The following is a 22,584-nucleotide window of genomic DNA, read 5'->3' on the forward strand; positions in this document are numbered from 1 at the left end:
CAAATCAGCTTTTGGTAGTTGTTGATTTGCTGGCTGCCGGTTTTTTGGCAGCCGTGGATTTGGTTGCGGCGGTTTTTGTCGCGGCTGTCTTGGTTGCCGGTTTGGCTGCGGTGCTGCGCGCTGCGGGCTTTTTCGCCGGGGTCGATGTGGCAGGGGCAGCTTTGGCCGGAGCGGCCGTTGATGCCGTTTCGGCACCTTCCTTGATATGCAGATCGCGTTGCGGGAAGGGAATCGAGAAACCGGCTGCTTCCAGTTCGGTTTTCGAGCGGCGGCTGAGGTCCCAGAAGGTCGCCCAGAAGTCCGCCGTATTGGTCCAGCCGCGTGCGGTCAGATCAACCGAGCTTTCGCCAAGGGTCGCAACGAAACTCATGGGTTCCGGATCTTTCAAGACGCGTGGATCGCTTGCGACCAGATTTTTGAGGAAGTCGAGTGCGGCATCGACATCATCGTCATAGGAAATACCAACCTTGATATCCAGACGGCGGGTCGGATTCCGCGAATAGTTTTTGATCGCGCTGTTCCAGATTTGCGAATTCGGGGCGGAAATAAACACACCATCGGCTGTTTTAAACAGTGTGGTGAACAGGGTGATTTCAACGACCGTGCCCGAAACGGAACCTGCTTCAACAAATTCGTCCACCTTTAACGGACGCAGGACCAGGATCATTACACCGGCGGCAATATTGGACAATGTACCTTGCAGAGCCAGACCGATGGCGAGACCGGCGGCACCCAGAACGGCGATGATGCTTGCTGTTTGCACACCGAAGTTCGACAGGACTGCGATCAGGACAATGATCAGAATCACATAGCGTACAATGCTTGCGGCCAGCGGCTTGATCGTCGTGTCGACAAATTTTGCGTTTCTGAGAGAATGACGAACCAATGCTGCCGCACGACCGGCAACCCACCAGCCGACAATCAGAATAAGAAGTGCGCCAAGCAGGTCCAGTCCGAACCCCAGCGCAAATGCTTTCAGCATCTCTGCAATTGTCGCCATATCTGTTTCCATCATTTAAACCTCGCTTGCTCGGTGCCAAAGTTGTAGTCTAGTTTAATCATACTACCGTATTAACTGGTAGCATCGCAGGTTTAGGCGATCTTGAAAAGTGACCTCAAAATACCACTTGAACCTAATGTCATGGAACTTTTCGCATTTTCGGTCGTTTAGAGACATAATATGACCATCATTGGTGATATTGTAGGTTACTGAATAACAACCTGAACTATAGGGGCAAAAACATGCAGCTTCGTCCGTCTTTTATTTGTGCTATCGGGGGCGTCGCCCTTCTTAGCGCGTGTAGCAGTGTCGACAATTCGGGTACGGCCGTCATGTACGGTGGTAACCCGCTGACCTATGGCAGCTCTGTCAATGAAGCCGTGACCGGTGCCGAGCCGACCACCGCATTTGGCAAGGCGCTTAAAGCCGAATATATCGCCTACGCACAGCGTGAAGCCGACGAATGGTACGATTTCTTTGACGCCGACTTCTTTGCGAAGAAAGCAGGCAAAGTCGCTGAAAACGAAACCATCCTTCCGGAAGATCCGGCCAACTGGCGTTTTGATGCCGAAGAAATCGCACAGAAACGTGCAGTTCGTGATGAACTGATCGCGCTTCTTGACGATGGCAAGCGTGAAGAGAAACCGGATACTGCCGCAATTGCGCAGGCCCGTTACGATTGCTGGATTGAAGAAAGCGAAGAAGGCTGGCAGACCGAACTGATCAGCCAGTGCTGGAAAGATTTCGAAGCCGCGATGGCCGAACTTCGTGCGGAGCCTGAAATGGCTGCCACCCCGGCACCGGTTGCAGCAGCACCGCGTCTGTTCACCATCTTCTTCGACTTTGACAGCACCGCCATCACCCCGGTTTCCGAGCGTGTTCTTGATGCCGCTGCCGAGCAGTGGGCTTCGAGCATGAGCAACGTTACTGTTGTTGGCCATACCGATGCGTCTGGTCCGGCAACCTACAACCAGGGCCTGTCCGAGCGTCGTGCGGCCGCAGCACTTTCCGAGCTGACCAATCGTGGTGTTACGGCTGACAAGGTCGACAGCGAGGCCGTTGGTGAAGGCGAACTGCTGATCCCGACTCCGGATGGTGTTCGCGAACCGCGTAACCGTCGTGTGACGATCTCGATCGACTAATTCGCGGTCATTTACCAAATCTTTGGCAACGGGGTGGCATAATGCCACCCCGTTGTTTTTTATGGAAACTCGATCAAATACACAGTCGGGCATGTGAATAACGGTTGAAATTGGGCGCAATACACCTAATGTCTGCGAGACATCCCAGCCGCGAAAGGGAGAGACGGGGGAAAATGATCAGAAATTTGTGCCGTTCATTGCGCGGTGCCGGTATCTGCGCGATGGCCGTTTTGGTAATCTCAGGAAGTTTCGCCGAGCAAGGTCAAGCTGCAGATAAGACGCCACCGGTTCCTTTTGAAAAGTTGTATGCTGCCGAGCGCGGTGACGGAAAATATCTTAGCTTCAATGTCTTCTCTGGCGAAATTCCCGGTAAACGAATCAAGGCGTTGCTGCGGTCCGGCCAGGTTGTTGGCGACCGGATTCTTCTTGCGGAAGATGTCGCGGTCTATTTTCCCGATGGATATATCGTTCAATCGCAAGTCCGGTTTGGCAAATATATCCCCCGTGCGGGTTTGATTGCCGGAGCCGTCGCCAAACGCGATCATCTGGTCGAAAACCCGCGTTATGCGCTGGTCGAACAGTTTGATCAGATTCTTGGCAAAGAATGCGCGCGTACCGAATATGCCAACGGGTTTGCAGCACTTCGGATCAAGTCCGATGGTGTGATGTCGCTGGTTATGGAAACGGCCGGTCTTTACGATCCGCTGGTGAACGAAGCCACGACCACCTATACGGTAACAAGCGCGGTACAGCCGGTCTTTATCGGCAATCAGGGGCTTGTCCCCGATCTTATGAAAATCTGCGGCCGCGGCTGATGATGGCCTGCTGAGAGCAAAGAAAAGGCACTGCAAATGCAGTGCCTTTTGGTTTTTGTCCCGGTGAATGATTGCTCAGGCGACTTTCCAATCCGGGGCAAACAGCCGGGGAATTTCAATCGCGGGGCAGCGGTTCATCACGACATCAAGCCCGGCATCCTGTGCGCGGGTCGCGGCACCGACATTGATCACGCCAAGCTGCATCCAGACGGATTTGGCACCTATCGCGATCGCCTCGTCAACCACACCACCGGCATCCTCGCTGTTGCGGAAGATATCGACCATATCGACCGGTTCGGAAATATCGGCCAAGGTTGCGACGACTTTCTGGCCATGGATCTCACCACCTGCCTGACCGGGATTGACCGGGATAACGTGATAGCCGCGCGACAGCAGGAACTTCATAACGCCGTTTGACGGGCGTTCGGGTTTGGGGCTGGCGCCGACCAGTGCAATGGTTCGGGTGCGTTCAAGCAGTGCCTGGGTGGCATTGTCGTCGGGATTTTTAAAATCGCTCATGTCATCTGCCTTTGGTTTGCGATACGGCATCGTTATGTCTGTATGATACATAAGGTTTTGATCTGCTGCCGCAATCTTCTGGCAACGGGATTGTGCGATGCCGGAATGCTCGCAGAAAGTTGATGGCAAATTTAACTGACGGAATAAACGAAACAGGGTTGAGTAGGGGATATGTTGCCCCTTGCCCAAAACACCAAAGGTACCCCGCATGTTTCCATGGCTTGATCCGTCCGGCAGATTTTCGGCTTTTAAGCTGACCGTGTTTGTGTTGCTGCTTGTGCCGGGCTGTTTCATTCTATGGCCGGTCATTGCCGAAGGCGGGGCGACCATTCCTGTCAAGGAAGCGATCCTTGAAAGCGGGGACTGGGCGATCAGAATGTTGCTGATCTCGCTTCTGATCACGCCGCTTCGCCGGATTACACGCGCGAGCAAGCTTGTCCAGATCCGGCGTCAGGTCGGTTTGGCTGCCCTGGCGTATGCCGTGATCCATCTGTTGTTATATATGCTGAGCCAGTCGTGGGATGTCTTGCGCGTTGCCAATGAAATTCTGGTGCGGATTTATCTGACCATCGGCTTTGTGGCGTTGACGGGGCTTTTTATCCTTGGGGTGACGTCAACCAAATCAGCGATGCGCAGGCTGGGCAAGAACTGGACCCGATTGCACAGGATCAGCTATGGCATCGGTGTTCTTGCGGCCCTTCATTTCTTCATGCAGTCGAAAATTGACGTCAGCGAAGCGACCCTGATGTCGGGATTCTTTGTCGCCCTGATGCTGTATCGCATGGCGCATGCCCGTGACTGGTCGCTGCGATCACCGCTTGTTCTGGTATCAATTGCGGTTCTGGCGGGGCTGGCAACCGCAGGGATCGAATATGCGTGGTACGGATTGGCGACCGGTGTACCGCCATCGGCTGTTTTTGCCGCCAATCTTGAATTCATGTGGCCATTGCGCCCGGCATGGAATGTGCTGCTGAGCGGGTTGTTCGTTGCAGTCATCAGCCTGTTCGGGCGCGATTCGATTGGCCGTGAATGGCTTGGCCAGATCGCATCGAGCCTGTTTGTCAGACCGCAGCGCTCGCGCGGCGGGTAAGGGCGGTCAGAAGGCCCGCACCAATCATGACGGCACCCCCGGCACGCGTCAGGCGGCGCATGGCGGCTGGTTTACGGAATTTTTCGCGCAGGGCACCGGCCATGATTGCCCAGATCGCAACATTGACCGCCGCCAGCGAGACAAAGGTCGTGGTCATGATCACGAATTGGGGAACGACCGGCATTGACGCATTCACGAATTGCGGCACAAAGGCGATAAAGAACACGATGCCCTTAGGGTTCAGGGCCGTCACGATATAGGCCTGCAGGAACATGCGGGACGGCCGGTTGCGTTTGGCATCGGGATTGTCTTCAAGTGTGCCCGGTTTTTCCCGCAGCATCTTGATGCCAAGATAAATCAGATAACCTGCCCCACACAGTTTAAGCACCGTAAAGGCATTTGCCGACGCCGCCAGCAATGCACCGGCACCAGCCAGCGAAATCGTCATCGCCGTCAGATCGCCAAGCGCCACACCGGGAACAGTTGCCCATGCGGTCTGGCGTCCCTTGCCGAGGGCGTAGCTGACCACAAGCATGATGGTCGGGCCGGGAATGGCCAGAACGATTGTGCAGGCCAGAACGAAGGCCAGCCAGATTTCAAGATTTATCTTTACCCTCCTTCAGGTGCTTTTCATCCAATCATAAATCCTGATCCCGATTGCGAAGTCGAGGGCAAAATCGCAGGTGGCAAAGCAATCATTCGTGGCGCCATTCCGGATGGCGTTTTTCAACAAAGGCCCCGATGCCTTCGCGGGCGTCATGTTTTTGCATGTTTTCGGTCATCACCCCGGATGCGTAATCATAGGCCGCCGATAATGGCATTTCGAGCTGGCGATAGAATGCTTCCTTGCCCAGCTTGACCGTCATGCCCGAACGCGATGCGATCCGTTTGGCAAGATCATCGGTAGCGGTGATCAGATCGTCATCTTCGACGACATCGGAAATCAGCCCCATCTGCCAGGCGGTTTGCGCATCAATCGGGTCGCCCGTCAGTAACATGCGCATCGCGTGTTTGCGCGATACGTTGCGGCTAAGTGTGACCATCGGGGTCGAACAGAACAGCCCGATATTGACCCCGGGCGTGGCGAATTTCGCATATGATCCGGCGACCGCCAGATCACAGCTTGCGACCAGTTGGCACCCGGCGGCCGTGGCCACGGCGTGAACCCGTGCGATCACCGGCTGGGGCAGGGTCACAATCCGCATCATCAAGGCGCTGCATTGGGAAAACAGGGCGGCGTGGCCGTCACAGGCTGAAATCCCGTTCATTTCCTTAAGATCGTGTCCAGCGCAAAAGGCCGGGCCGTTTGCGGCAAGGATCACACAGCGGATGGTTTCGTCAGCGGCGATTTTGTCCAGTGCGGTATGGAGGGCCCCCATCATCGCCCCTGACAGGGCGTTGCGGCTTTGCGGGGCATTCAGGGTCAGTGTCGTGACCGGACCTTGATCCTCGCGCAGGACAAGTTCGTTTGCTTCAGTATGGCTGGTGGGGGAATTGCTGGTCATTCGGGCCTCCCTGTGATGGCGCGCACTGCAGGTTTTTTACTTTTGCGTCAGTATATTGTCGTTGTAGAATTTCACGTCCCGGTTTTGTTGAAAACCAAAAATGCAAAAAGACTGCTTCATGCCGGGCGACGATCCCATGTGAGGACGATTGGGAATGAGCAACGACGAACAACGTAAGCCGCGACGCGCTCCTGGTCGTTTTGTCACCACCAAGGAGATCGTTGAAAAACGCAAACCGGTTTCGCCGGTCGCGAAGACGAAAATGAAACGCTATGACCGCAAGGAGGTCATGGACTGGGACATGGAACGTCAGCGTGCTGAAGCACGTGCGCGGTTGTTAAGTCGCGGTTTTGACGTGCCTGAAATTCTTCAGCCCCGTCGGCCGGAAGTGGATCCGGATGATCCGGAAGCCAGCACCATTGATCCCGATGCCGTGCGCGATATTTCCGGGGCGGCGATGGCCGGGCCCAAACCGGCAGCCCCGAAAAAAAGCCGACCGGTAACGGCAGGCGACCTTCACAACGCTGCGAAGCAGGGGGATCGCCCCAAGCCCAATCGTCATTTCCTTGCGAGCAATGTCGCCCTGCATCAGGCGGGACCGAATGTGGCGCAGGCCGAGGCCCCACAGAATGACGGGCAGGACGGGGATTATTCCGACGGCAGTGCATATCGCGAATATCTGGAAGGCTTGGGGGACGGCGCGAAAACCGGTCTGGACATCCACAATGATATTACCGGTCGCGTCGATGATCTGAAATCGGCATCAAAAACCGGATCGGGCAATATTGATTTACCCGATAACAGTTCAAGCTGGGTCAGTCAGGAAGAAGCCCGGCGGCGCAATGTGACCAGGGAATTGCAGGCACATTCCGTCAAACGAAAATCCGCAAGGCAGGCCAAGGCCGAAAAAAAGGCAAGGGCGCGGGGCAACGCGCTGGCGCTTGACAAGGTCTTGCCGAAACTTGGTGCCTATATGGTGGCGGCCATTGCGGTCGGTTATGTGCTGGTGCTGGTCTATACCGAGCTTGGCAAACTGATTGGCGGATAAGCGCAAAAACAATCAGCAATAGAAAATACATCCTGCATTTTGCCTCAAACCTGCCCGAATCTTCACGTCTAGTATAGTTGTCGCATAATGAACCATGTGACAGGCATCGGGCTTTTGACGAAATTGTCCGGTGTTTCGAGATCAGATAATGGGGAGATTGGACGACGAGGGGGTGATGGCCTGAATTGACCGGCAAGGTATGTCGGCAATGAAAGGTGGTCAGAGTGTGACATAACCCTTGTTGCAGGAGACGGCGGAGGTACCGCCGTAGTCGCCATGGAAAGTGACGTAAAAGGTCAGGAAGACCGACACCCGGTTTATCTTCCGGAAAACCGGTATCATTGGGCGTCCAACGATGAAGTGGACAAGCCCACAGTTATCCTGCGTGGCCCGGTCAGGCCAAGATTTCGAAGGTCCGGCTCAGGTGCCGGTTCTGACTTTGATCTGACCGATTGGATGCAGAAAAATCTGCCGCGCGTCGGGGCGTCCCTGATTGTCAGTATCGTAATTGCGAGTGTTGTCCTCGCGACATATTCAGAGCTTGCTGTTCTGTTGTCGCGTTGATTGCGCATGTCTGTTTGTTCCGTGATGTCATCACATACCGGACAAACCATCTGGCAACGGAGACGATGATGAAAAGCCAGAGATTGCCTGTATCGGGTGTCCATCATGCTTCGGCATCAAGAATGCTGTCTGCGGGCATTCATCGCCGCCGCCCCGGGCAGGGCGATTTGACACCGGAAACCGATATTGCCGATCAGAAGAACGGTGGCCAGGACCCGGAATCACAATCGGACCATCAGAGCCCGGAACATCGCCGTCATGTCAAAAGCCAGACGGCATCGTCGTCCAAATCCGGTCGCGATCCGGATAATGATGTGAAAAATGGAAAGACGAATGTCGAGGCATCGGACGAGGGACCGGAAGATCACCCGTTCATCGATTTCATTGCATCAATAATGCCATCGGGCGAAGCCCCGAATGATAACCCGGAATTTCCAGTATCTGCGGATGATCGCCAAGTCGGCGGGTATCGTTCCGACAATCAAGGCAGTCGGGTTTTACGGAACGCACCGGAGGCCAGACCTGCATTACCCGTTCATACATTCGCCATCAGGCGGCGGGGCATGGAAAGATGGCTGCCCAATATCGGCTCCTTTCTGATTACCGGGATCGTTATTGTTGCGGTGATCTGGATGACGGTGATCGAGCTTTCGGTAATCCTTGGCAGATAAAGGCGGTCACTGAGCCGGACATGGTGGTTTGCGACTTTATGCCAAGGGGCAGATATGCTGAAATAGTTGACGTTAACGTAAACGTTATGTCAGGCTGTTGGTCAAAGGGAACAGGGCCATCCGTCCAAGGTTGGCGACAGGGAGGAACCCGATATGACAGCCATGCCACCCCGCACCGGCATAGGATTGGCGGATTTCGACGCCATCATGCGTGAAAAAGTCCCGTTTGTCGGGGATATGAATGTCAGGACAGAGGAGCTTTCGGGGGATCGCGCCCTGTTGCGCCTGCCGTTCAATGAGCGGCACATTCGGCCGGGCAATGTTATTTGCGGTCCGGCGATCTTTGCGCTGGCTGATATTGCGCTTTATGCGGTGGCGTGGCTTGTGGTACCCAAGGCCGATCTGGCGGTTACGACCGAGGCGACGGTGCATTTCCTTTCCGGGGCAAAGCCCGGCGATTTGCTGGCGGAGGCGAAGATCCTCAAGGCAGGCAAGCGCCTTCTGATTGCGGAATGCCATATCCGGTCTGCCGTTGATGGCGCACTTTGCGCGCATGTCATCGGAACCTATGCGATGCCACCGGAAAAGGGGCCGGAAAATGGGACCGGGCCAAAACCGGTATGAAAATGATGAAAATCAGTGTGGTAAAATAATACCTATTGATATAAGTATCTGAAATATAACGAAATATTCCTGTTGCTTTCCTGTTTAATGCTGGCATACTGCGCCGACTTTCAACGAGGGGCGATTCCCTCCGTGGAACCCAGTTTTCGAGTATTAAATTATGAAAACCTTCACTGCGACACCGAGTGACATCGAGCGCAAATGGTTTGTAGTCGACGCAGAAGACGTCGTACTCGGCCGTCTTGCAGCCGTTGTTGCCAACCGTCTTCGTGGTAAACACAAAGCGATGTTTACCCCGCACATGGATTGTGGCGATCACATCGTCATCGTCAATGCCGAAAAAGTCAAACTGACCGGCCGTAAACTTCAGAACAAGAAGTTTTACTGGCACACTGGTTATCCGGGCGGCATCAAAGAACGCACCATGGACAAGCTGCTGAATGGCGAGCATCCGGAACGTGTGATCATCAAAGCTGTCGAGCGTATGATGTCCCGTGGTCCGCTGCGCAGCCAGGTTCTTTCCAAGCTGCACGTCTATGCCGGTACCGAGCATCCGCATGATGCACAGAAGCCGGAAGTTCTCGATCTTGCCGCAATGAACGACAAGAATAAGCGGAGTGCTAAGTAATGGCCGACACCAAAACTCTTGAAGATCTCAAGGATCTCGCACAGGGCGGTGAAGCTGCTGCTGCAGAAGGCACCCTGCCGGAACCGAAGATCGACGCACAGGGCCGTTCCTATGCAACCGGTCGTCGTAAGAACGCAATTGCACGCGTCTGGATCAAACCGGGCTCGGGTAAAGTCACCGTCAATGGCCGCGAATTCGAAGATTACTTCGCACGTCCGGTTCTGCGCATGGTGATCAACCAGCCGTTCGGCGTTGCCAATCGTAAAGATCAGTTCGACGTCGTTTGCACCGTTACCGGTGGTGGTCTTTCCGGTCAGGCCGGTGCCGTTCGTCACGGTATCTCGCGCGCACTGACCCTGTTCGAGCCGGCACTGCGTCCGTCGCTCAAGGCAGGTGGCTTCCTGACCCGTGACCCGCGTGCAGTCGAACGTAAAAAATACGGTCGCGCCAAAGCACGTCGTAGCTTCCAGTTCTCGAAACGTTAATTCGTTTTCGGGCATTAGGCTCGCGATTTTATTGGAAAAGCGTCACCTTCGGGTGGCGCTTTTTCTTTTTGCGGATGCTGCTTTATCTCCGAGAAAAACCAACAAAAAACGGCGTCTTCACGAAGGAAAGACGCCGTTTTTGGTTCGCGTTTAAAGGCTGAGCAGTCTCTGTCGCGTTATTGCCAGCGATCCGAGAAATCGCGCGGGATCATCAGAATATCGCGATCCACCTTGGTCACGTCAGTGTGGCCGCAAAGCGCCATGGAAACTTCAAGTTCCTTGTGAATGATCTCAAGCGCCTTGGTTACGCCGGCTTCGCCCATAGCGCCCAGACCATAAACATATGCGCGCCCGATATAGGTGCCCTTGGCACCCAGTGCCAGTGCTTTCAGCACATCCTGGCCGGAACGGATCCCGCTATCCAGATGGACTTCAATCTTGTCGCCGACGGCATCCATGATTGCCGGCAGGGCCCGAATTGAGGACAGGGCACCATCAAGCTGGCGGCCACCATGGTTGGAAACAATGATGGCGTCGGCACCAACATTGAGGGCCTCCAGCGCGTCGCGCGGATCAATGATCCCCTTGATGATCAGCGGCCCATCCCACATTTTGCGAAATTCGCGAATACGATCCCAATCAAGGGATACATCAAACGCCTCGGCCGTCCATGTGGTCAGCGATGATGCGTCGGCAACCCCCTTGGCGTGGCCAACAATATTGCCAAAGAACCGGCGTTTGGTGCCGAGCATGCCAAGGCCCCATTGGACTTTGGTCATCATGTTGGTAACCGATTTGAAAGTCAGTTTGGGTGGGGCGGAGAGGCCGTTCTTCAGATCCTTGTGACGTTGGCCGAGCATCTGAAGATCCACCGTGATCACCGCGGCCGAGCACTTGGCTGCCTTCGCCCGGTCAAACAGGCGCTTCATGAAATCATCGTCCTTAAGCGTATAAACCTGCAACCAGAAGGGCTTGGAGGTGTTTTCGGCGACATCCTCGATCGAACAGATCGACATGGTCGACAATGTGTAAGGGACACCGAACTTCTCAGCCGCGCGGGCAGCCTTGATTTCGCCGTCTGCACATTGCATGCCGGTCAGTCCGACCGGGGCAAGGGCGACAGGCATGGCTACATCCTGACCGATCATCTGGCTTTTGGTTGAGCGCCCGGCCATGTCGATCGCGACCCGCTGACGGAGGTGAATATCCTGAAAGTCGGTGGTGTTTTCACGGAATGTCTGCTCGGTCCAGCTTCCGGATTCTGCGTAATCGTAAAACATGCGCGGTGCGCGACGTTTATAGATACGTTTCAGGTCTTCGACGCAGGTAATCACTGGCATGAGGTTAACTCCGAATAAAATGCGCTTGGTAATGGTAATACCAGTTTCGGAGGTTATCGCAAACCGAATTGAAAATCAGCTTCTTGCAGGGCCCAAACTGTTTCCGGATTCCGGACTCAGGGTGATCTTGTGGTTGGAAAAGAATTTTAAAAAGAAGGATCGAAAATTCGGAAGGTTGTGATAATAAGAATCGATCGAAGAGACATTTTTTGAATTTAAGGTGACATCCAATGGTTGGAACGATGCGACGAGCTTTCAAGACATAAGTGTTTGAATCTCTGTTGGATTACCTTGCGATATGTGAAGGGCCGCTAATGGAGCGGTCTTTTTTTATGCCAATTCGGAAGGTTGGCAATTACCTGAAGCCCAAAGAAAGGGACCCCCGATATGCAGTACAGAAAGCTGCAAGATGACGATCTTCATGCTCTTGACGCATTTCTCGCAACCCATGCCGAAACCAGCATGGTCCTGCGCAGCAATTTGCGAAAAGTCGGCATGAACCGACGTCATCATCCGCTTTCGGGCTGCTATTACGGCGAAGTTTCCGGCGATGGGGCGGTGACGGCGGTTTTAACGATATTCGGCAACGGAAAAGTCTTTGTGCAAACCGGCGGAAAGCCCGTACCGCGTGGTTTGATTGACCTGTTTTGTACCGAAAATGCACAACCGGTGGCCGGTTTCTTTGGCCCGGCCGATCAGGCACAGGACGTGATCAACCTGCTTGGATTTGGTAATGCACAATTTGCCATCAATGCATGCGATGCCTTCTATCGGCTTGATCTTGCCAACCTGATCCTGCCGCAAAATGTGCGGTCGGACAGTTTCCAGATGGTCGATGCCGAACGGATTGATCGAAATACGCTGCTGCGCTGGCTGCGCGCCTATGAAATCGAGGCACTGGGCGGAGAGGATACACCAGCCCTTGATAGCCGGATCGCCAGTCGACTTGTCCATGCACTTAATGACCGCAACATGTGGACGCTTGTCGTTGATGGCGTCCCGGTCAGTCTTTCGGGGTTTAACGCCGAACTGCCCGACATGGTCCAGATCGGCCCGGTCTGGACGCCGCCCGAACAGCGCAGCAACGGCTATGCGCGTATCCTTGTCGCCAAAACGCTTCTGGCGGCTCGCGCACGCGGCGTGACCCATGCGGTGCTGTCAACGGATAGCCCTGCCGCGGCAAAGGCTTATGAGGCGATCGGGTTTGAGAGAGATGGGGCGTATCGCTTGGCATTGCTGGCGAGCTGGGCTGACTTTAATCAAGGTGCATGATGACTTTGCCGGGAACAAAAAATCTGACAAGACCCGTCCAGCTTTAGTTGATCGGGGGGCGGTTTCTGATGATTGGCGGGATATAAAGCCTATCCTGTTCCAGCCACGCGCGCTGATAATATGTAAGATCAATTTTGTCTGTATCGAAACTATAGGGAATGGCTTCATGGTTGCCATCAATTGTATTGGCAAGCCTGTCTAGGCAGGCTGATAACGATAGTTGTTCATCTATAAATGTTGCACGGGTCCTGATTTTTTCTGGGTCAGGTCCGTTTAGAAGGAAGTTTTCTATCGCGCAGTATAAATCTTCCAGGCTATCTGAGGCGTATTCATCTCCAAACATGCCAACTTTGGATTTTGCACCAAAAATGGGCATTCCTAGTTTCATTGCATTGGTAACAGAGGTTCCGCCGCCTTCTGGGAAGCTGTCCAAATATGCTTTCGCGCCAGCCATCAGAATGAGTGTTTTATCTCGATCGACTATTCCGCAGAGTTCCAGATTTGATTTCGCAGTCGTAGATAGTTTCGAAAATGCCTGCTGGTTGCTGGGGCCAACTAACAGAAGCTTTTGTTGCATTTTTCCGCAAAGAAATTCAACAAACTTTAAAAATACATCTGTTTGGTCAAGTTGATATTTGTGTGGTCCTCCAACGGAGATGAAGTACGGAGGCAAGTTATTTGCAGAGGCTGCATCCTTGATTTCAGTTGGGGAAAAGTCTCCGCTGGGGATTCCTAGAAATGATTGGCCTTTTGGTGATCGATATTTTTGAGTGGTAAGCCAACTCGCCCAAGTTATTTCCAGAACAGTTGAGCATTGTGACGGGCCGTAGCTAAAATGCAAGTCGGCATGGTTAACGAAGTGGCATTGAACACCTTCGCGTTCTGCAATTTTGGCTGCAAGGCAGGCAATAATATCGTCTGGATTTATGTAAAGAACAACTGATTTACTTTTTAGAAAGACTTCGGTGAGGAATAATAGTTTGGCGACACCAGTGGATTTATGGGCAAGTATAGGTATTTGTGTGTTCTGAACTTCCATCAGAACTTTTTTGGTGACACCGCGTGTAATAACGAACTGAACACCCGTTCCACGTTTTTTATGTTCTTTCATAAGGTTGATGCAAAGGGGCGTGTGTCCACCTACATCGTAACCTTCAGAAATTACATGAGAAACCATTGTTCTGTTTTGCGATGCCCGCAAGGCAGGTAGGCGAGGTTCAATTAGTCGAAAAATATGATTTTCTACCTCTGGGCATGCCCACCTTTCGGTCGTGTTCAGCCAGTGAAACTTTCCGTAATGTTCTGCAAGTTCAAACAGTTTGTTTGCGTCTCGAGCAGATTCAATAGCACGTAACAGAGCAACATCGATTTGTTGGACTATCTGCTTTTTTTGTTCGCCACGCATTAGTTAGATTTCCTTGGTAGCTTGTTTTTGTCTCTGCCTAAAGTGGCGAAGTGATGAAATGGTCTGGAGTGCTACAACCTTCTGAGAGAATTGATTAGTTGAGCTTCAATACACACTCGGTAACGGCTTCTGCATCACTGTGGCTAATGTGGGGGCCAATGGGTAAACTTAGCACCTCAGTTGCAAATTTCTCAGCGAGAGGAAGCGGATCAAAAATTTGCCCGGTCGCTAAATATGCAATCTGTTTATGCGGAGGGATGGGATAGTGGATAAGGCATCCGATTCCATTGCGCGTCAGTAACTCTTTTAATTCATTTCGTCGTGGGTGGCGTATAACAAACAGATGCCAAACAGGTTGGGCCCAATTGGGTGTGAAGGGAAGCATTAAATCTGCGTCTTTAAGTGCCTCAAAATAATGATGAGCAATTGTACAACGATGCATGTTCCATCTGTCGAGATGTCGAAGTTTTACCTGAAGCATTGAAGCCTGAAGTGGATCGAGACGACTGTTATACCCCATCAACTCGTTATGATACTTTTCTTGAGATCCATAGTTACGCAAGGTTCGTATTTTATTAGCTATGGATCTATTGTTGGTGGTGACGGCTCCACCATCGCCATAGGCACCAAGGTTTTTACCGGGGTAGAAGCTCCAGCAAACGACATCCCCTCGTGCACCGATGCGTTTACCTTTGTAGCGCGCCCCGTGTGCTTGGGCCGCATCTTCTATAAGGTATAAATTATGGCGTTTCGCGATACTCTGAATTGCTTCAAGATCAGCGGGTTGCCCGTATAAATGAACCGCAATAATCGCTTTAGTGCGGCTCGTGATTTTTCCTTCTATAAGTGCAGGGTCTATGTTGAAAGTGTGTTCGTCAGGCTCTACTGCTATTGGAGTCGCACCAGATTGAGAAACAGCAAGCCAAGTGGCAATAAAAGTGTGAGAAGGAACAATAACCTCGTCATCTGCGCCGATATCTAGAGCGCGAAGACTTAACGTCAGTGCATCGAGACCATTTGCGACGCCGACAGCGAAATTTGCTTCACAATAGATAGCAAAATCAGTTTCAAAACTTTCAACTACTTCGCCTAAAATATAAGTACCAGACTGCATTACTCGTTGATATGCGTCGTCCAGCTCTTCTTTGATTTCAATATAGCTTTGTCGAGGATCTAGAAATGGGATGCTCATCTATCCCTCCAGCGCACGCATAAACTCTGAATAGTTACGGTGATAGTCTTCTTCACGGTAAATACTTGAGGCCAAAACCATGCATACAGATCCAGAAGAAAAGTTGTCCAGCTCGCGCCATATCATTGGGCAGATGTAGAGACCGCTATAAGATCGGTTAAGGTGAAATTTCTTCTTGTTTCTTCCGTCGTCGAGCGTGATGTCAAAGCTGCCCGACATCGCTATGATCATTTGGTGCAAATTCTTATGAGCGTGTCCGCCCCGAATAGCACCGCCTGGAACATCATATAAATAATATACACGCTGAATATCGAAGGGAACGTGGTTCTTACCTTCAATAAAGGTCAAATTTCCCTGAGCATTGGAAACTTTAGGCAAGTCCACCATTTTACACTCAGTAACCGACATAAGCACGATCTCTCTAAGATGGAAAATCTATTCTAGAAAAGAACCTTAGCACTATCTACCATATAGAAGAATAGGTTAAAGATCTTCTATATGCTTCTCTGAGCTCAAGCCTATCTTCACAGGAAGGTGAATCTATTTCATGTTCTTATCGCATATAGGACGGTATCCATGCCTTCCTCTGCGTGACTTCGAAGATACAGTTTATATTTTGGTGCCCAAGTCAGAATGGTTTCCGGAAGTTCCCATAAATCCTCAGGGCGATGGTAGATGCTAATGGCCAGTGCCGGGGCATGACCGGATATGAGGTTTTTTGTTCCTTCTAACGCCTGTTTCTCGTAACCCTCTACGTCGTATTTGACGTAGTCAGGCATCATATTGTTGCATCCTTCTTCTACAGATATAACGGGAACTCTCCGCCCACCTTCAGATACTACATGGGCGCTCTCATCGTTGGTTTCCATGAAGTTTACAAAACCAGATTTTTCGCCAACAGCAGCTGCAATAAGCTTCAGCTTAAGTGTTCCATTCTTGCAGTTTGCTCTTAGCCGTGTTTTTAGGCGTGAGATGTTACTCTTGTCTGGCTCAAAGGCAATTGCATGGGTTGGTGAGCTAGTGCGCCACTCCAGTAGCCGCGCAATTGAATCGCCATCGTATGCGCCACAATCCGCCATGCAAAAATGTTCTTGGCTTTGCCCGGGTAGAAAATCAGGAAAATATATGTCTGGATCATAGTGATCCATGTTGTTGTAGTCATGATACAGGCGAAAATGTAGCCATCGTTTTAAGACTGCTTGTGATTTTTCGTCGGCCAAACTTTCGTAAAGCGATGTTATTTCTTGCTGATGCTGTTTCAGTACGGACGTTTTGGAGAAGTAATAGAAGGGGATCAGATGGTCGGTTGCCCGAATATAATCTGGCAAAGAAAGTACATTGGCAAATCCTGAAGAAATGACACTTTCTTTTATGTTATTGAAAAAGCATCCAGCTTTGAAAATGCAGACTACGACGGGAACATTGGCACCATAAGTGTCAAGGGCCACTTCACGCGTGAAAACGGGAATATTTTCTACCTTGGTGCCAGCCTTCCCCGGAGTGTCGTCGATAAAACCAATGATTTTAGGAAAATCTACCCCGTTATTTTCTGTGGCGATGTATTTTCCGGTGTTTCCCGCCCCGAGTAGAAAAACTCCTGTCTTGATCTGCTCTTTTATTGCGCTTATCCGAGCTGCCTCTGCATCAAGTTTTTTTTTGCAAAATAAGCTGTCAATTTTATTTTGTTCGGTATTGTTTGTCATTGCTTTTTTGCCCGTTCAACTCGTTGCATTCTCCAGCTTTTGATGTTTTCAGCGGGGTTCCATTCATAACCGAATAACTGTCGATGTGTAGGGTCCGTTGAAAAACGACCATTTAACATTCGTGCCAAGTCCACCTGCTGGTGGATAATGGGCAGTGTATACAGATTGTTGATAGCAACCCGATCTGTTTGTGTTCTGTTTGCCGCTCCACGATGATAGACCATCGAGTCAAAAAGAATTGTACTGCCTGCGGATGCAGAGACTTGGATTTCGTTTCGACGAACGTATTGGTCACTTGGGAATTCGTCAAACAGATGAGAGCCGGCTAAAAAAAATGTCCCCCCGTTTTCTGGAGTGAAATCATCAATTGCTACCAATGATTGTATTGCAAGTGGTTTTGATGAAGTGAAATGCTGGTATTGAAGCTCTCTGTGCCACGCTTCTTGATAGTTCTGGAACTTGGGGCGGTTAAGTATTCCTACCTGAGATGACAAGCTTACATTATTTCCAAGAATTTTTCTGACAACCTTAAGAACATCCTTGTTAGCAGCTATCGATACGAATATATCGTTGTAAACTAAAGGTGAGCGTACAATATTGGCATCATTTATTTTTTTTAGAACGTCTAATCCGCCAACTTCAGATACTTGTTTTTCATAAATGGTATACAGATATTCACGCGCCTGTTTCATTTCAGTAGCGGAAAATACATTAGGTATTATGGCATAGCCCTTGCGTTTGATTTCCTCGGCAAGGTAGCCAACTTGTTCATTCGCTTCGGAGCGCACCGAAACGCCGTGAGTTAATACCGGAGGTGAATTTGACATCGTGGTACGCTCCATTATTTGCGTTGGGATGCGCCAAAAATTTACTTTCAGCATGACATATTAATCTAGCAAATTTGCTAAATTTTTGCGTGCGAATGTCTGATCAAGGTTGATGCCGAGAATATTTACGATGAAGTAATCTTTTCTACACATAGGATGATTTTATTGCCGATGCTACAGATACCCTTGGTAATGAAAAATTTCAGACATTGATTGGTCATTTGGTACAAGGGGGGATTTGATTGCCAAACCTATCGGCATATATACTGAAAATCTCAAGTGGTGCTTGGTGTTGTGGTTGTTAACGGTGAGTTGGGGGCACGGGATTTGAGCTGGACAGATTATGGAGTGATTTTCCCGGTCAATAATCTTGAACGCTGGGCAAAATCACACGCTTACGTTCCGACAGCCATAGAACTTGATGAGACTATCCGGGTCTTTGTGGCCTTCCTCAGTGGCAAAAACCATGGGCGTTTGGGGTATGTTGATGTCTGCAGGCATGATCCCCGGCAGATACGGGGTTATAGTAAAAGTCCGGTGATTGAGGATGCTCCTGAGGGTTGTTTCGATGCCAATGGCGTGACGCCGCTTGGCATTGTCCGAGAACAGGATACAATGCGATTGTATTATGCTGGCTGGGAGGTTGTACCTGACCCCCTTGTGCGGTATCGGCTCCAGACGGGATTACTGCTTGGCGACCCGGTGAAGTCGTACTTTAAAAGATATGGCGTTTCGCCAGTGATAGCTACGCGACAAGTTGAAGAGAATGTTCGGACTGGTGGTTGTATTTTAAAGTTACCAGATGGCTATCATTGTTGGCTTGCTACTCAAAAAGGCAGCACTTCTCATATGGGGAAGGTATTACCAGTTTATGATCTTGAATATCTGCATTCGGAAGATGGCTTGCTGTGGCCTGAGGCACAGACCAATGTGTTTTCACATAAGCCGAATGAAATTCTCGGATATGGGCGGAGCGCAATCTGGTTAAATGAAAAGCATGAATTTGAGGGATTGTTTTCCGTAAGAAACTGGGATGGAAATTATACCGATATCATGTATGCGACATCGCTGGATGGAATAGTGTGGTCATCCCTTTCTCGAAGCGGAATGGCATTCTGCGCGAAAATGACCTGTGATGGCCAAACCAGCGTCAGCTTTCCCAATATTATTCAGCAGGAAAACCGCAAGCTTATGTTTTACAATGGAAACGATTTTGGTCGGGAGGGGTTGAGGCTGGCCATTTGGTCTGATTAGGGTGGGATATCGATGCTGGCTGCTTCACTGATATAGTAAGGGCATGATGAAATCTGACCTTTTTCTGTGTTCTGACCACGAGGGAAAATGGGAAAAATCGATCTGACCAAAGCTGAGCTCAATTATGAGCGGTTCCGTGATCTGGCAAAAGATCGTGGCCTTTCTGAAAGAGAGCGTATCGGGTTTCCCGAGCACTATCGTTCGGGATACGAGGACGCGATTCTTGATGATATAGCACTCAAGCTGGAATTCGCATTTCGCAAAGACTCATCGTTGCTTGATATTGGATGCGGAGCAAGCCCGATGACATCCGCATTGTTTGCCCGTGCGCAAGCGCACAATATCGCAATTACAGCAAACGATTCACCGGAAATGCTCTCGCTGATCAAGAGTGATGTCCTCTTTACAAAATTGCCAGGCAAATTTCCCGACGTTTTGGAGAATGCTCTTGAAGTTACGTCGGGTGGGTATGATCTGTTATTATGTTACAGTGTACTGCACTACATCATTGTCGATGGAAGTGTTTTTGACTTTGTTGATGCTGTATGCCTTGCGCTTAAGCCTGGAGGTACAGCCTTAATTGGCGATATTCCGAATTTGTCGAAGCGGCGTCGTTTCTTTACAAGTGAAGCGGGGATTGCTTTTCACAAGGAATTCATGAAGACGGATGAGCCTCCGGCAGTCGATCATTATGAAGTTCATCGCAACGCCATCGATGACGCCGTGCTTTTCGCCATTGTGGCCCGGGCTCATGCAAACGGAAACGATGCTTATGTGGTTCCGCAGCCCAGAACGCTTCCAATGTTTAATCGCCGCGACGACATAATAATCCAACGGAGGTAGCGATGGGATCCAAGCTCATTATTTTTGGTCTGTCCAATATTGCCGAATGCGCTTACGAGTATTTCACGCATGATTCCGAGTATGATGTTGTGGCATTTACAGTTGATAAGGACTTCGTACCGGAACGGGCCGAGCATTTCAACAAACCGATTGTTCCGTTTGACAAACTGCTGGGGCTTTATCCAGCGGACCAGTACGACGTGTTTGTTGCTGTTGGTTCGCAGTATCTAAATCGTTTCAGAGCTGAGAAGGTTTCTGCTGTGAAGGCTATGGGATATAGTCTTGCTTCCTATGTGAGCTCCCGTGCGTTTGTCTGGCCGAATGTTGTTTTGGGAGAGCACGTTTTTATTCAAGAAGATAATACTATTCAGCCGTTCGCCAAGATTGGCAGTAATGTGACTTTGTGGGCGGGAAATCATATTGGTCATGCGTCGGTTATCGAAGATAACTGTTTTGTGACGTCCCATGTCGTTATATCTGGCCATTGCAGGATCGGTGAGAATTCATTTGTTGGTGTGAATGCATCAATTGCCGATTGTGTGGAAATCGGTCGTGATAACCTGATTGGAATGGGAGCAATAATTTCCAAAAATACTCCCGACAATTCACTTTATTCAACGAAGAAAACAGATATTGCAAAAATATCCGCGCGCAAGTTTTGCAAGGTAGAGGATGTTTGAGTTACACCCCTACGATCACAGTCGTGAGCAGGAATGGAATCTGATTGTTGATCAGGCCGACAACAACCATTTCATGTTTAATCGCGCATATATGGAATATCATGTCGACAGATTCGTTGCCGCGTCGTTTGTCATTACGCAAAACGATCAGGTTATCGGGGTGATTGGCGGTACCAGAAGTGACCGTAAATGGGTTAGTCATGGTGGCTTGACCTTTGGCGGGCTTTTGCTGTTACCTAAATTCAACAGAATAGCTGTTATCAGCAAGATATATGGTGCGTTGTGGAGGATGCTGCGTGAAGCAGGGTTCACGCATGCATTTGTTAAACCGGTGCCCTGGATTTATCGGAACGCCTTGGCTGAAGGCGAAATTTACGTGCTTAATGCATCTGGCGAAGCGCACTGTATGGTGGAGGTTTCAACAGCGATAGATTTGCAAATATTGGCTAAGCCCTCCAACTTGCGTGTTCGCGGTATGAAAAAGGCCCTGAAGTCTGGCTATAGTATCGTGCAAAGCGAGACCATTGACGCGTTCTGGGAAGTGCTTAAGGCGCGTTTGCAGGAGAAATATGATTGCGCTCCGGTACATACGCTTGACGAAATCAGATTATTAAAATCCCGTTTTCCTGATCAAATCAGGCTGTTTGCCGTTCAGGATTCCTTAGGATTTGTTCAAGGTGGAACCGTTATATTTGAGACGGAACAGGTCGCGCATGCGCAATATATCTCAGCAACACCCGAAGGGATGAGACAAGGAGCGCTGGATCTTTTATTTTTTGAAGTGATTGATCATTATCGGAATGCTGGAAAACGATATTTCGATTTCGGGATATCCACGGAAAATGATGGTAAGTATCTGAATGAACAGCTTGCTTCCTTCAAGGAGGGATTTGGAGGGGGAAGTATTGTTCATCACAAGTTTGAAGTTAAACTTTGAATACGGTTTTGTGCATTAGTCATTTGGCTGATTTGGCAATTATAAATGTCCAAAATTTTAGAAATGATTTTTTTTTAATATGAATATAAAGCAGGCCTGCAATATCTGCATCATACAGCCACAGGGCTACATCCATTCTCTGGCATTTCTCGAACTGGCAGAGCTTTTGATGTACTCACTGCGTGATCTTGGCCGCCAGGCAGTGATTCGTAAAAATCAGCTTGGCTCGGATGGGATAAATGTCATCATCGGGGCGCATCTGCTTGATCCGAAAGTGCAGGGTAATATTCCTGCCAACACCATTATTCTGAATACCGAGCAGCTTGGTGGAGTTTACACTGCCTGGCGCGACCGTCTTGGTGTCTGGTTTGAGTCCGGTATCGGGCTTTGGGATTACAGTCCGGCCAATATCGACGTCATTCGCGATATGGGCGTTGAAAACGTCAAGCTGCTGAACATTGGCTACCAGCCGGAGCTGAAGCGTATTCCCGAGGATGTCGAGCAGGACGTTGACGTTCTGTTTTACGGATCGATCAACGAGCGGCGCAAGGTGGTTCTGCAGGAACTGGTTGATCGGGGCATCAAACTCAAGGTACTGGCTGGCGTTTATGGTACAGAACGTGACAAATGGGTCGCGCGATCCAAAGTCATCCTTAATCACCATTTCTATGAAAGCCAGATTTTTGAAATTGTCCGGGTGTTCTATCTGCTGACCAATGCAAAGCCTGTGGTCGCTGAAATCAATGACGAAACCGTTGTCGATCAGCGGTTCAGGGATGGTGTGGTTGGTGTGCCCTATAGCCAGTTGGTGGATACGGTTTGCGATCTTGTAAAGGATCAAGCCCGCCTGAACGAACAGGGCAAGAAGGCTTTCGAGAGCATTCTGAAATATCCGCAAACAAGCTTTACCCGAAAGATCCTGTAGTCTGACAGCAAACTGCGGTTTTTCGTTTTAAGGTGCGAGTTCGTCGTGTTTTGCTATCGCCAGAATATTTGTGGCAAACTGTATCAATCATTTTCACACAAATGGGTGCGTAACC

General features: G+C 50.4%; 24 protein-coding genes. 14 read left to right on the forward strand and 10 right to left on the reverse strand.

Going from position 1 to position 22,584, the window contains the following annotated elements:
- Positions 1-4: 4 nt before the first annotated feature.
- Positions 5-1,000, reverse strand: coding sequence for a mechanosensitive ion channel family protein (locus tag R1T41_RS16320; protein ID WP_317337882.1), 996 nt, complete (start codon positions 998-1,000; stop codon positions 5-7).
- A 242-nt stretch (positions 1,001-1,242) separates the two neighbouring features.
- On the opposite strand from R1T41_RS16320, the gene R1T41_RS16325 reads away from it, so the two are divergent.
- Both R1T41_RS16325 and R1T41_RS16330 read left to right on the forward strand, forming a co-directional pair.
- Positions 1,243-2,142 carry an OmpA family protein gene (locus tag R1T41_RS16325; RefSeq protein WP_317337884.1) on the forward strand — a complete coding sequence of 300 codons (900 nt, stop codon included), beginning with the start codon at positions 1,243-1,245 and terminating at the stop codon, positions 2,140-2,142.
- 173 nt (positions 2,143-2,315) lie between these two features.
- Positions 2,316-2,957, forward strand: coding sequence for a hypothetical protein (locus R1T41_RS16330; RefSeq protein ID WP_062951793.1), 642 nt, complete (start codon positions 2,316-2,318; stop codon positions 2,955-2,957).
- A gap of 75 nt (positions 2,958-3,032) precedes the next feature.
- Here the strand turns inward: R1T41_RS16330 and R1T41_RS16335 are convergent, their stop codons facing one another.
- Positions 3,033-3,476, reverse strand: a complete 444-nt coding sequence (locus R1T41_RS16335) for a CoA-binding protein (protein ID WP_062958297.1) — start codon at positions 3,474-3,476, stop codon at positions 3,033-3,035.
- A gap of 208 nt (positions 3,477-3,684) precedes the next feature.
- Here R1T41_RS16335 and R1T41_RS16340 point away from each other — a divergent pair, with 208 nt between their 5' ends.
- Positions 3,685-4,566, forward strand: coding sequence for a protein-methionine-sulfoxide reductase heme-binding subunit MsrQ (locus R1T41_RS16340; protein WP_317337885.1), 882 nt, complete (start codon positions 3,685-3,687; stop codon positions 4,564-4,566).
- On the opposite strand, the gene R1T41_RS16345 is transcribed toward R1T41_RS16340, so the two are convergent.
- Together R1T41_RS16345 and R1T41_RS16350 are read right to left on the reverse strand one after the other, a co-directional pair.
- Positions 4,538-5,173 (reverse strand): LysE family translocator, encoded by a 636-nt coding sequence (locus R1T41_RS16345; RefSeq protein ID WP_317341585.1) that lies wholly within the window; start codon positions 5,171-5,173, stop codon positions 4,538-4,540. The genes R1T41_RS16340 and R1T41_RS16345 overlap by 29 nt on opposite strands.
- An 88-nt stretch (positions 5,174-5,261) precedes the next feature.
- Positions 5,262-6,071, reverse strand: coding sequence for an enoyl-CoA hydratase (locus R1T41_RS16350; RefSeq protein WP_317337886.1), 810 nt, complete (start codon positions 6,069-6,071; stop codon positions 5,262-5,264).
- Positions 6,072-6,225: 154 nt separating this feature from the next.
- Here R1T41_RS16350 and R1T41_RS16355 point away from each other — a divergent pair, with 154 nt between their 5' ends.
- The 5 genes from R1T41_RS16355 (at position 6,226) to rpsI (ending at position 10,091) form a co-directional block, all read left to right on the forward strand.
- Positions 6,226-7,119: a hypothetical protein gene (locus R1T41_RS16355; protein ID WP_317337887.1), complete on the forward strand. Its 894-nt coding sequence runs from the start codon at positions 6,226-6,228 to the stop codon at positions 7,117-7,119.
- Between the two features lie 629 nt (positions 7,120-7,748).
- Complete coding sequence (locus tag R1T41_RS16360; RefSeq protein ID WP_317337888.1) at positions 7,749-8,354, forward strand: hypothetical protein; 606 nt, start codon at positions 7,749-7,751, stop codon at positions 8,352-8,354.
- 153 nt (positions 8,355-8,507) lie between these two features.
- Positions 8,508-8,978: a PaaI family thioesterase gene (locus R1T41_RS16365; protein ID WP_062958251.1), complete on the forward strand. Its 471-nt coding sequence runs from the start codon at positions 8,508-8,510 to the stop codon at positions 8,976-8,978.
- Between the two features lie 160 nt (positions 8,979-9,138).
- The gene (gene rplM, locus R1T41_RS16370) at positions 9,139-9,606 is read left to right on the forward strand and encodes a 50S ribosomal protein L13 (RefSeq protein WP_007091636.1); all 468 of its coding nucleotides are present in this window, start codon (positions 9,139-9,141) and stop codon (positions 9,604-9,606) included.
- Positions 9,606-10,091, forward strand: a complete 486-nt coding sequence (gene rpsI, locus R1T41_RS16375) for a 30S ribosomal protein S9 (RefSeq protein WP_062951801.1) — start codon at positions 9,606-9,608, stop codon at positions 10,089-10,091. The genes rplM and rpsI overlap by 1 nt, the downstream gene beginning before the upstream one ends.
- A 176-nt stretch (positions 10,092-10,267) precedes the next feature.
- Here rpsI and R1T41_RS16380 read toward each other — a convergent pair whose 3' ends face one another.
- A complete protein-coding gene (locus tag R1T41_RS16380; RefSeq protein ID WP_062958252.1) occupies positions 10,268-11,431 on the reverse strand; it encodes an alpha-hydroxy acid oxidase in 1,164 nt (387 codons plus the stop codon).
- Positions 11,432-11,818: 387 nt separating this feature from the next.
- Here R1T41_RS16380 and R1T41_RS16385 point away from each other — a divergent pair, with 387 nt between their 5' ends.
- Entirely contained in the window at positions 11,819-12,703 is an 885-nt protein-coding gene (locus tag R1T41_RS16385; RefSeq protein ID WP_317337890.1) for a GNAT family N-acetyltransferase, read from the forward strand.
- 43 nt (positions 12,704-12,746) lie between these two features.
- On the opposite strand, the gene R1T41_RS16390 is transcribed toward R1T41_RS16385, so the two are convergent.
- From R1T41_RS16390 to R1T41_RS16410, 5 genes are all read right to left on the reverse strand, one after another.
- Positions 12,747-14,108, reverse strand: a complete 1,362-nt coding sequence (locus R1T41_RS16390; RefSeq protein WP_317337892.1) for a hypothetical protein — start codon at positions 14,106-14,108, stop codon at positions 12,747-12,749.
- Positions 14,109-14,202: 94 nt separating this feature from the next.
- Positions 14,203-15,300: a DegT/DnrJ/EryC1/StrS family aminotransferase gene (locus R1T41_RS16395; RefSeq protein WP_317337894.1), complete on the reverse strand. Its 1,098-nt coding sequence runs from the start codon at positions 15,298-15,300 to the stop codon at positions 14,203-14,205.
- Complete coding sequence (locus tag R1T41_RS16400) at positions 15,301-15,708, reverse strand: FdtA/QdtA family cupin domain-containing protein (protein WP_317337896.1); 408 nt, start codon at positions 15,706-15,708, stop codon at positions 15,301-15,303.
- Positions 15,709-15,845: 137 nt separating this feature from the next.
- The gene (locus R1T41_RS16405; protein ID WP_317337897.1) at positions 15,846-17,003 is read right to left on the reverse strand and encodes an FkbM family methyltransferase; all 1,158 of its coding nucleotides are present in this window, start codon (positions 17,001-17,003) and stop codon (positions 15,846-15,848) included.
- Entirely contained in the window at positions 17,000-17,884 is an 885-nt protein-coding gene (locus tag R1T41_RS16410) for a phytanoyl-CoA dioxygenase family protein (protein WP_317337898.1), read from the reverse strand. The genes R1T41_RS16405 and R1T41_RS16410 overlap by 4 nt, the downstream gene beginning before the upstream one ends.
- Before the next feature lie 273 nt (positions 17,885-18,157).
- Here R1T41_RS16410 and R1T41_RS16415 point away from each other — a divergent pair, with 273 nt between their 5' ends.
- The 5 genes from R1T41_RS16415 to R1T41_RS16435 all read left to right on the forward strand — a co-directional run bounded on the left by R1T41_RS16415 (position 18,158) and on the right by R1T41_RS16435 (position 22,469).
- Positions 18,158-19,084 carry a hypothetical protein gene (locus R1T41_RS16415; RefSeq protein ID WP_317337899.1) on the forward strand — a complete coding sequence of 309 codons (927 nt, stop codon included), beginning with the start codon at positions 18,158-18,160 and terminating at the stop codon, positions 19,082-19,084.
- An 87-nt stretch (positions 19,085-19,171) separates the two neighbouring features.
- Entirely contained in the window at positions 19,172-19,927 is a 756-nt protein-coding gene (locus R1T41_RS16420) for a class I SAM-dependent methyltransferase (RefSeq protein WP_317337901.1), read from the forward strand.
- A 2-nt stretch (positions 19,928-19,929) separates the two neighbouring features.
- Positions 19,930-20,607 carry an acetyltransferase gene (locus R1T41_RS16425; protein ID WP_317337903.1) on the forward strand — a complete coding sequence of 226 codons (678 nt, stop codon included), beginning with the start codon at positions 19,930-19,932 and terminating at the stop codon, positions 20,605-20,607.
- Positions 20,600-21,544 (forward strand): GNAT family N-acetyltransferase, encoded by a 945-nt coding sequence (locus R1T41_RS16430; RefSeq protein WP_317337904.1) that lies wholly within the window; start codon positions 20,600-20,602, stop codon positions 21,542-21,544. The genes R1T41_RS16425 and R1T41_RS16430 overlap by 8 nt, the downstream gene beginning before the upstream one ends.
- 79 nt (positions 21,545-21,623) lie before the next feature.
- Entirely contained in the window at positions 21,624-22,469 is an 846-nt protein-coding gene (locus tag R1T41_RS16435; protein ID WP_317337906.1) for a hypothetical protein, read from the forward strand.
- Positions 22,470-22,584 lie beyond the last annotated feature (115 nt).

Source organism: Thalassospira lucentensis (assembly GCF_032921865.1).
GTDB lineage: Bacteria > Pseudomonadota > Alphaproteobacteria > Rhodospirillales > Thalassospiraceae > Thalassospira > Thalassospira lucentensis_A.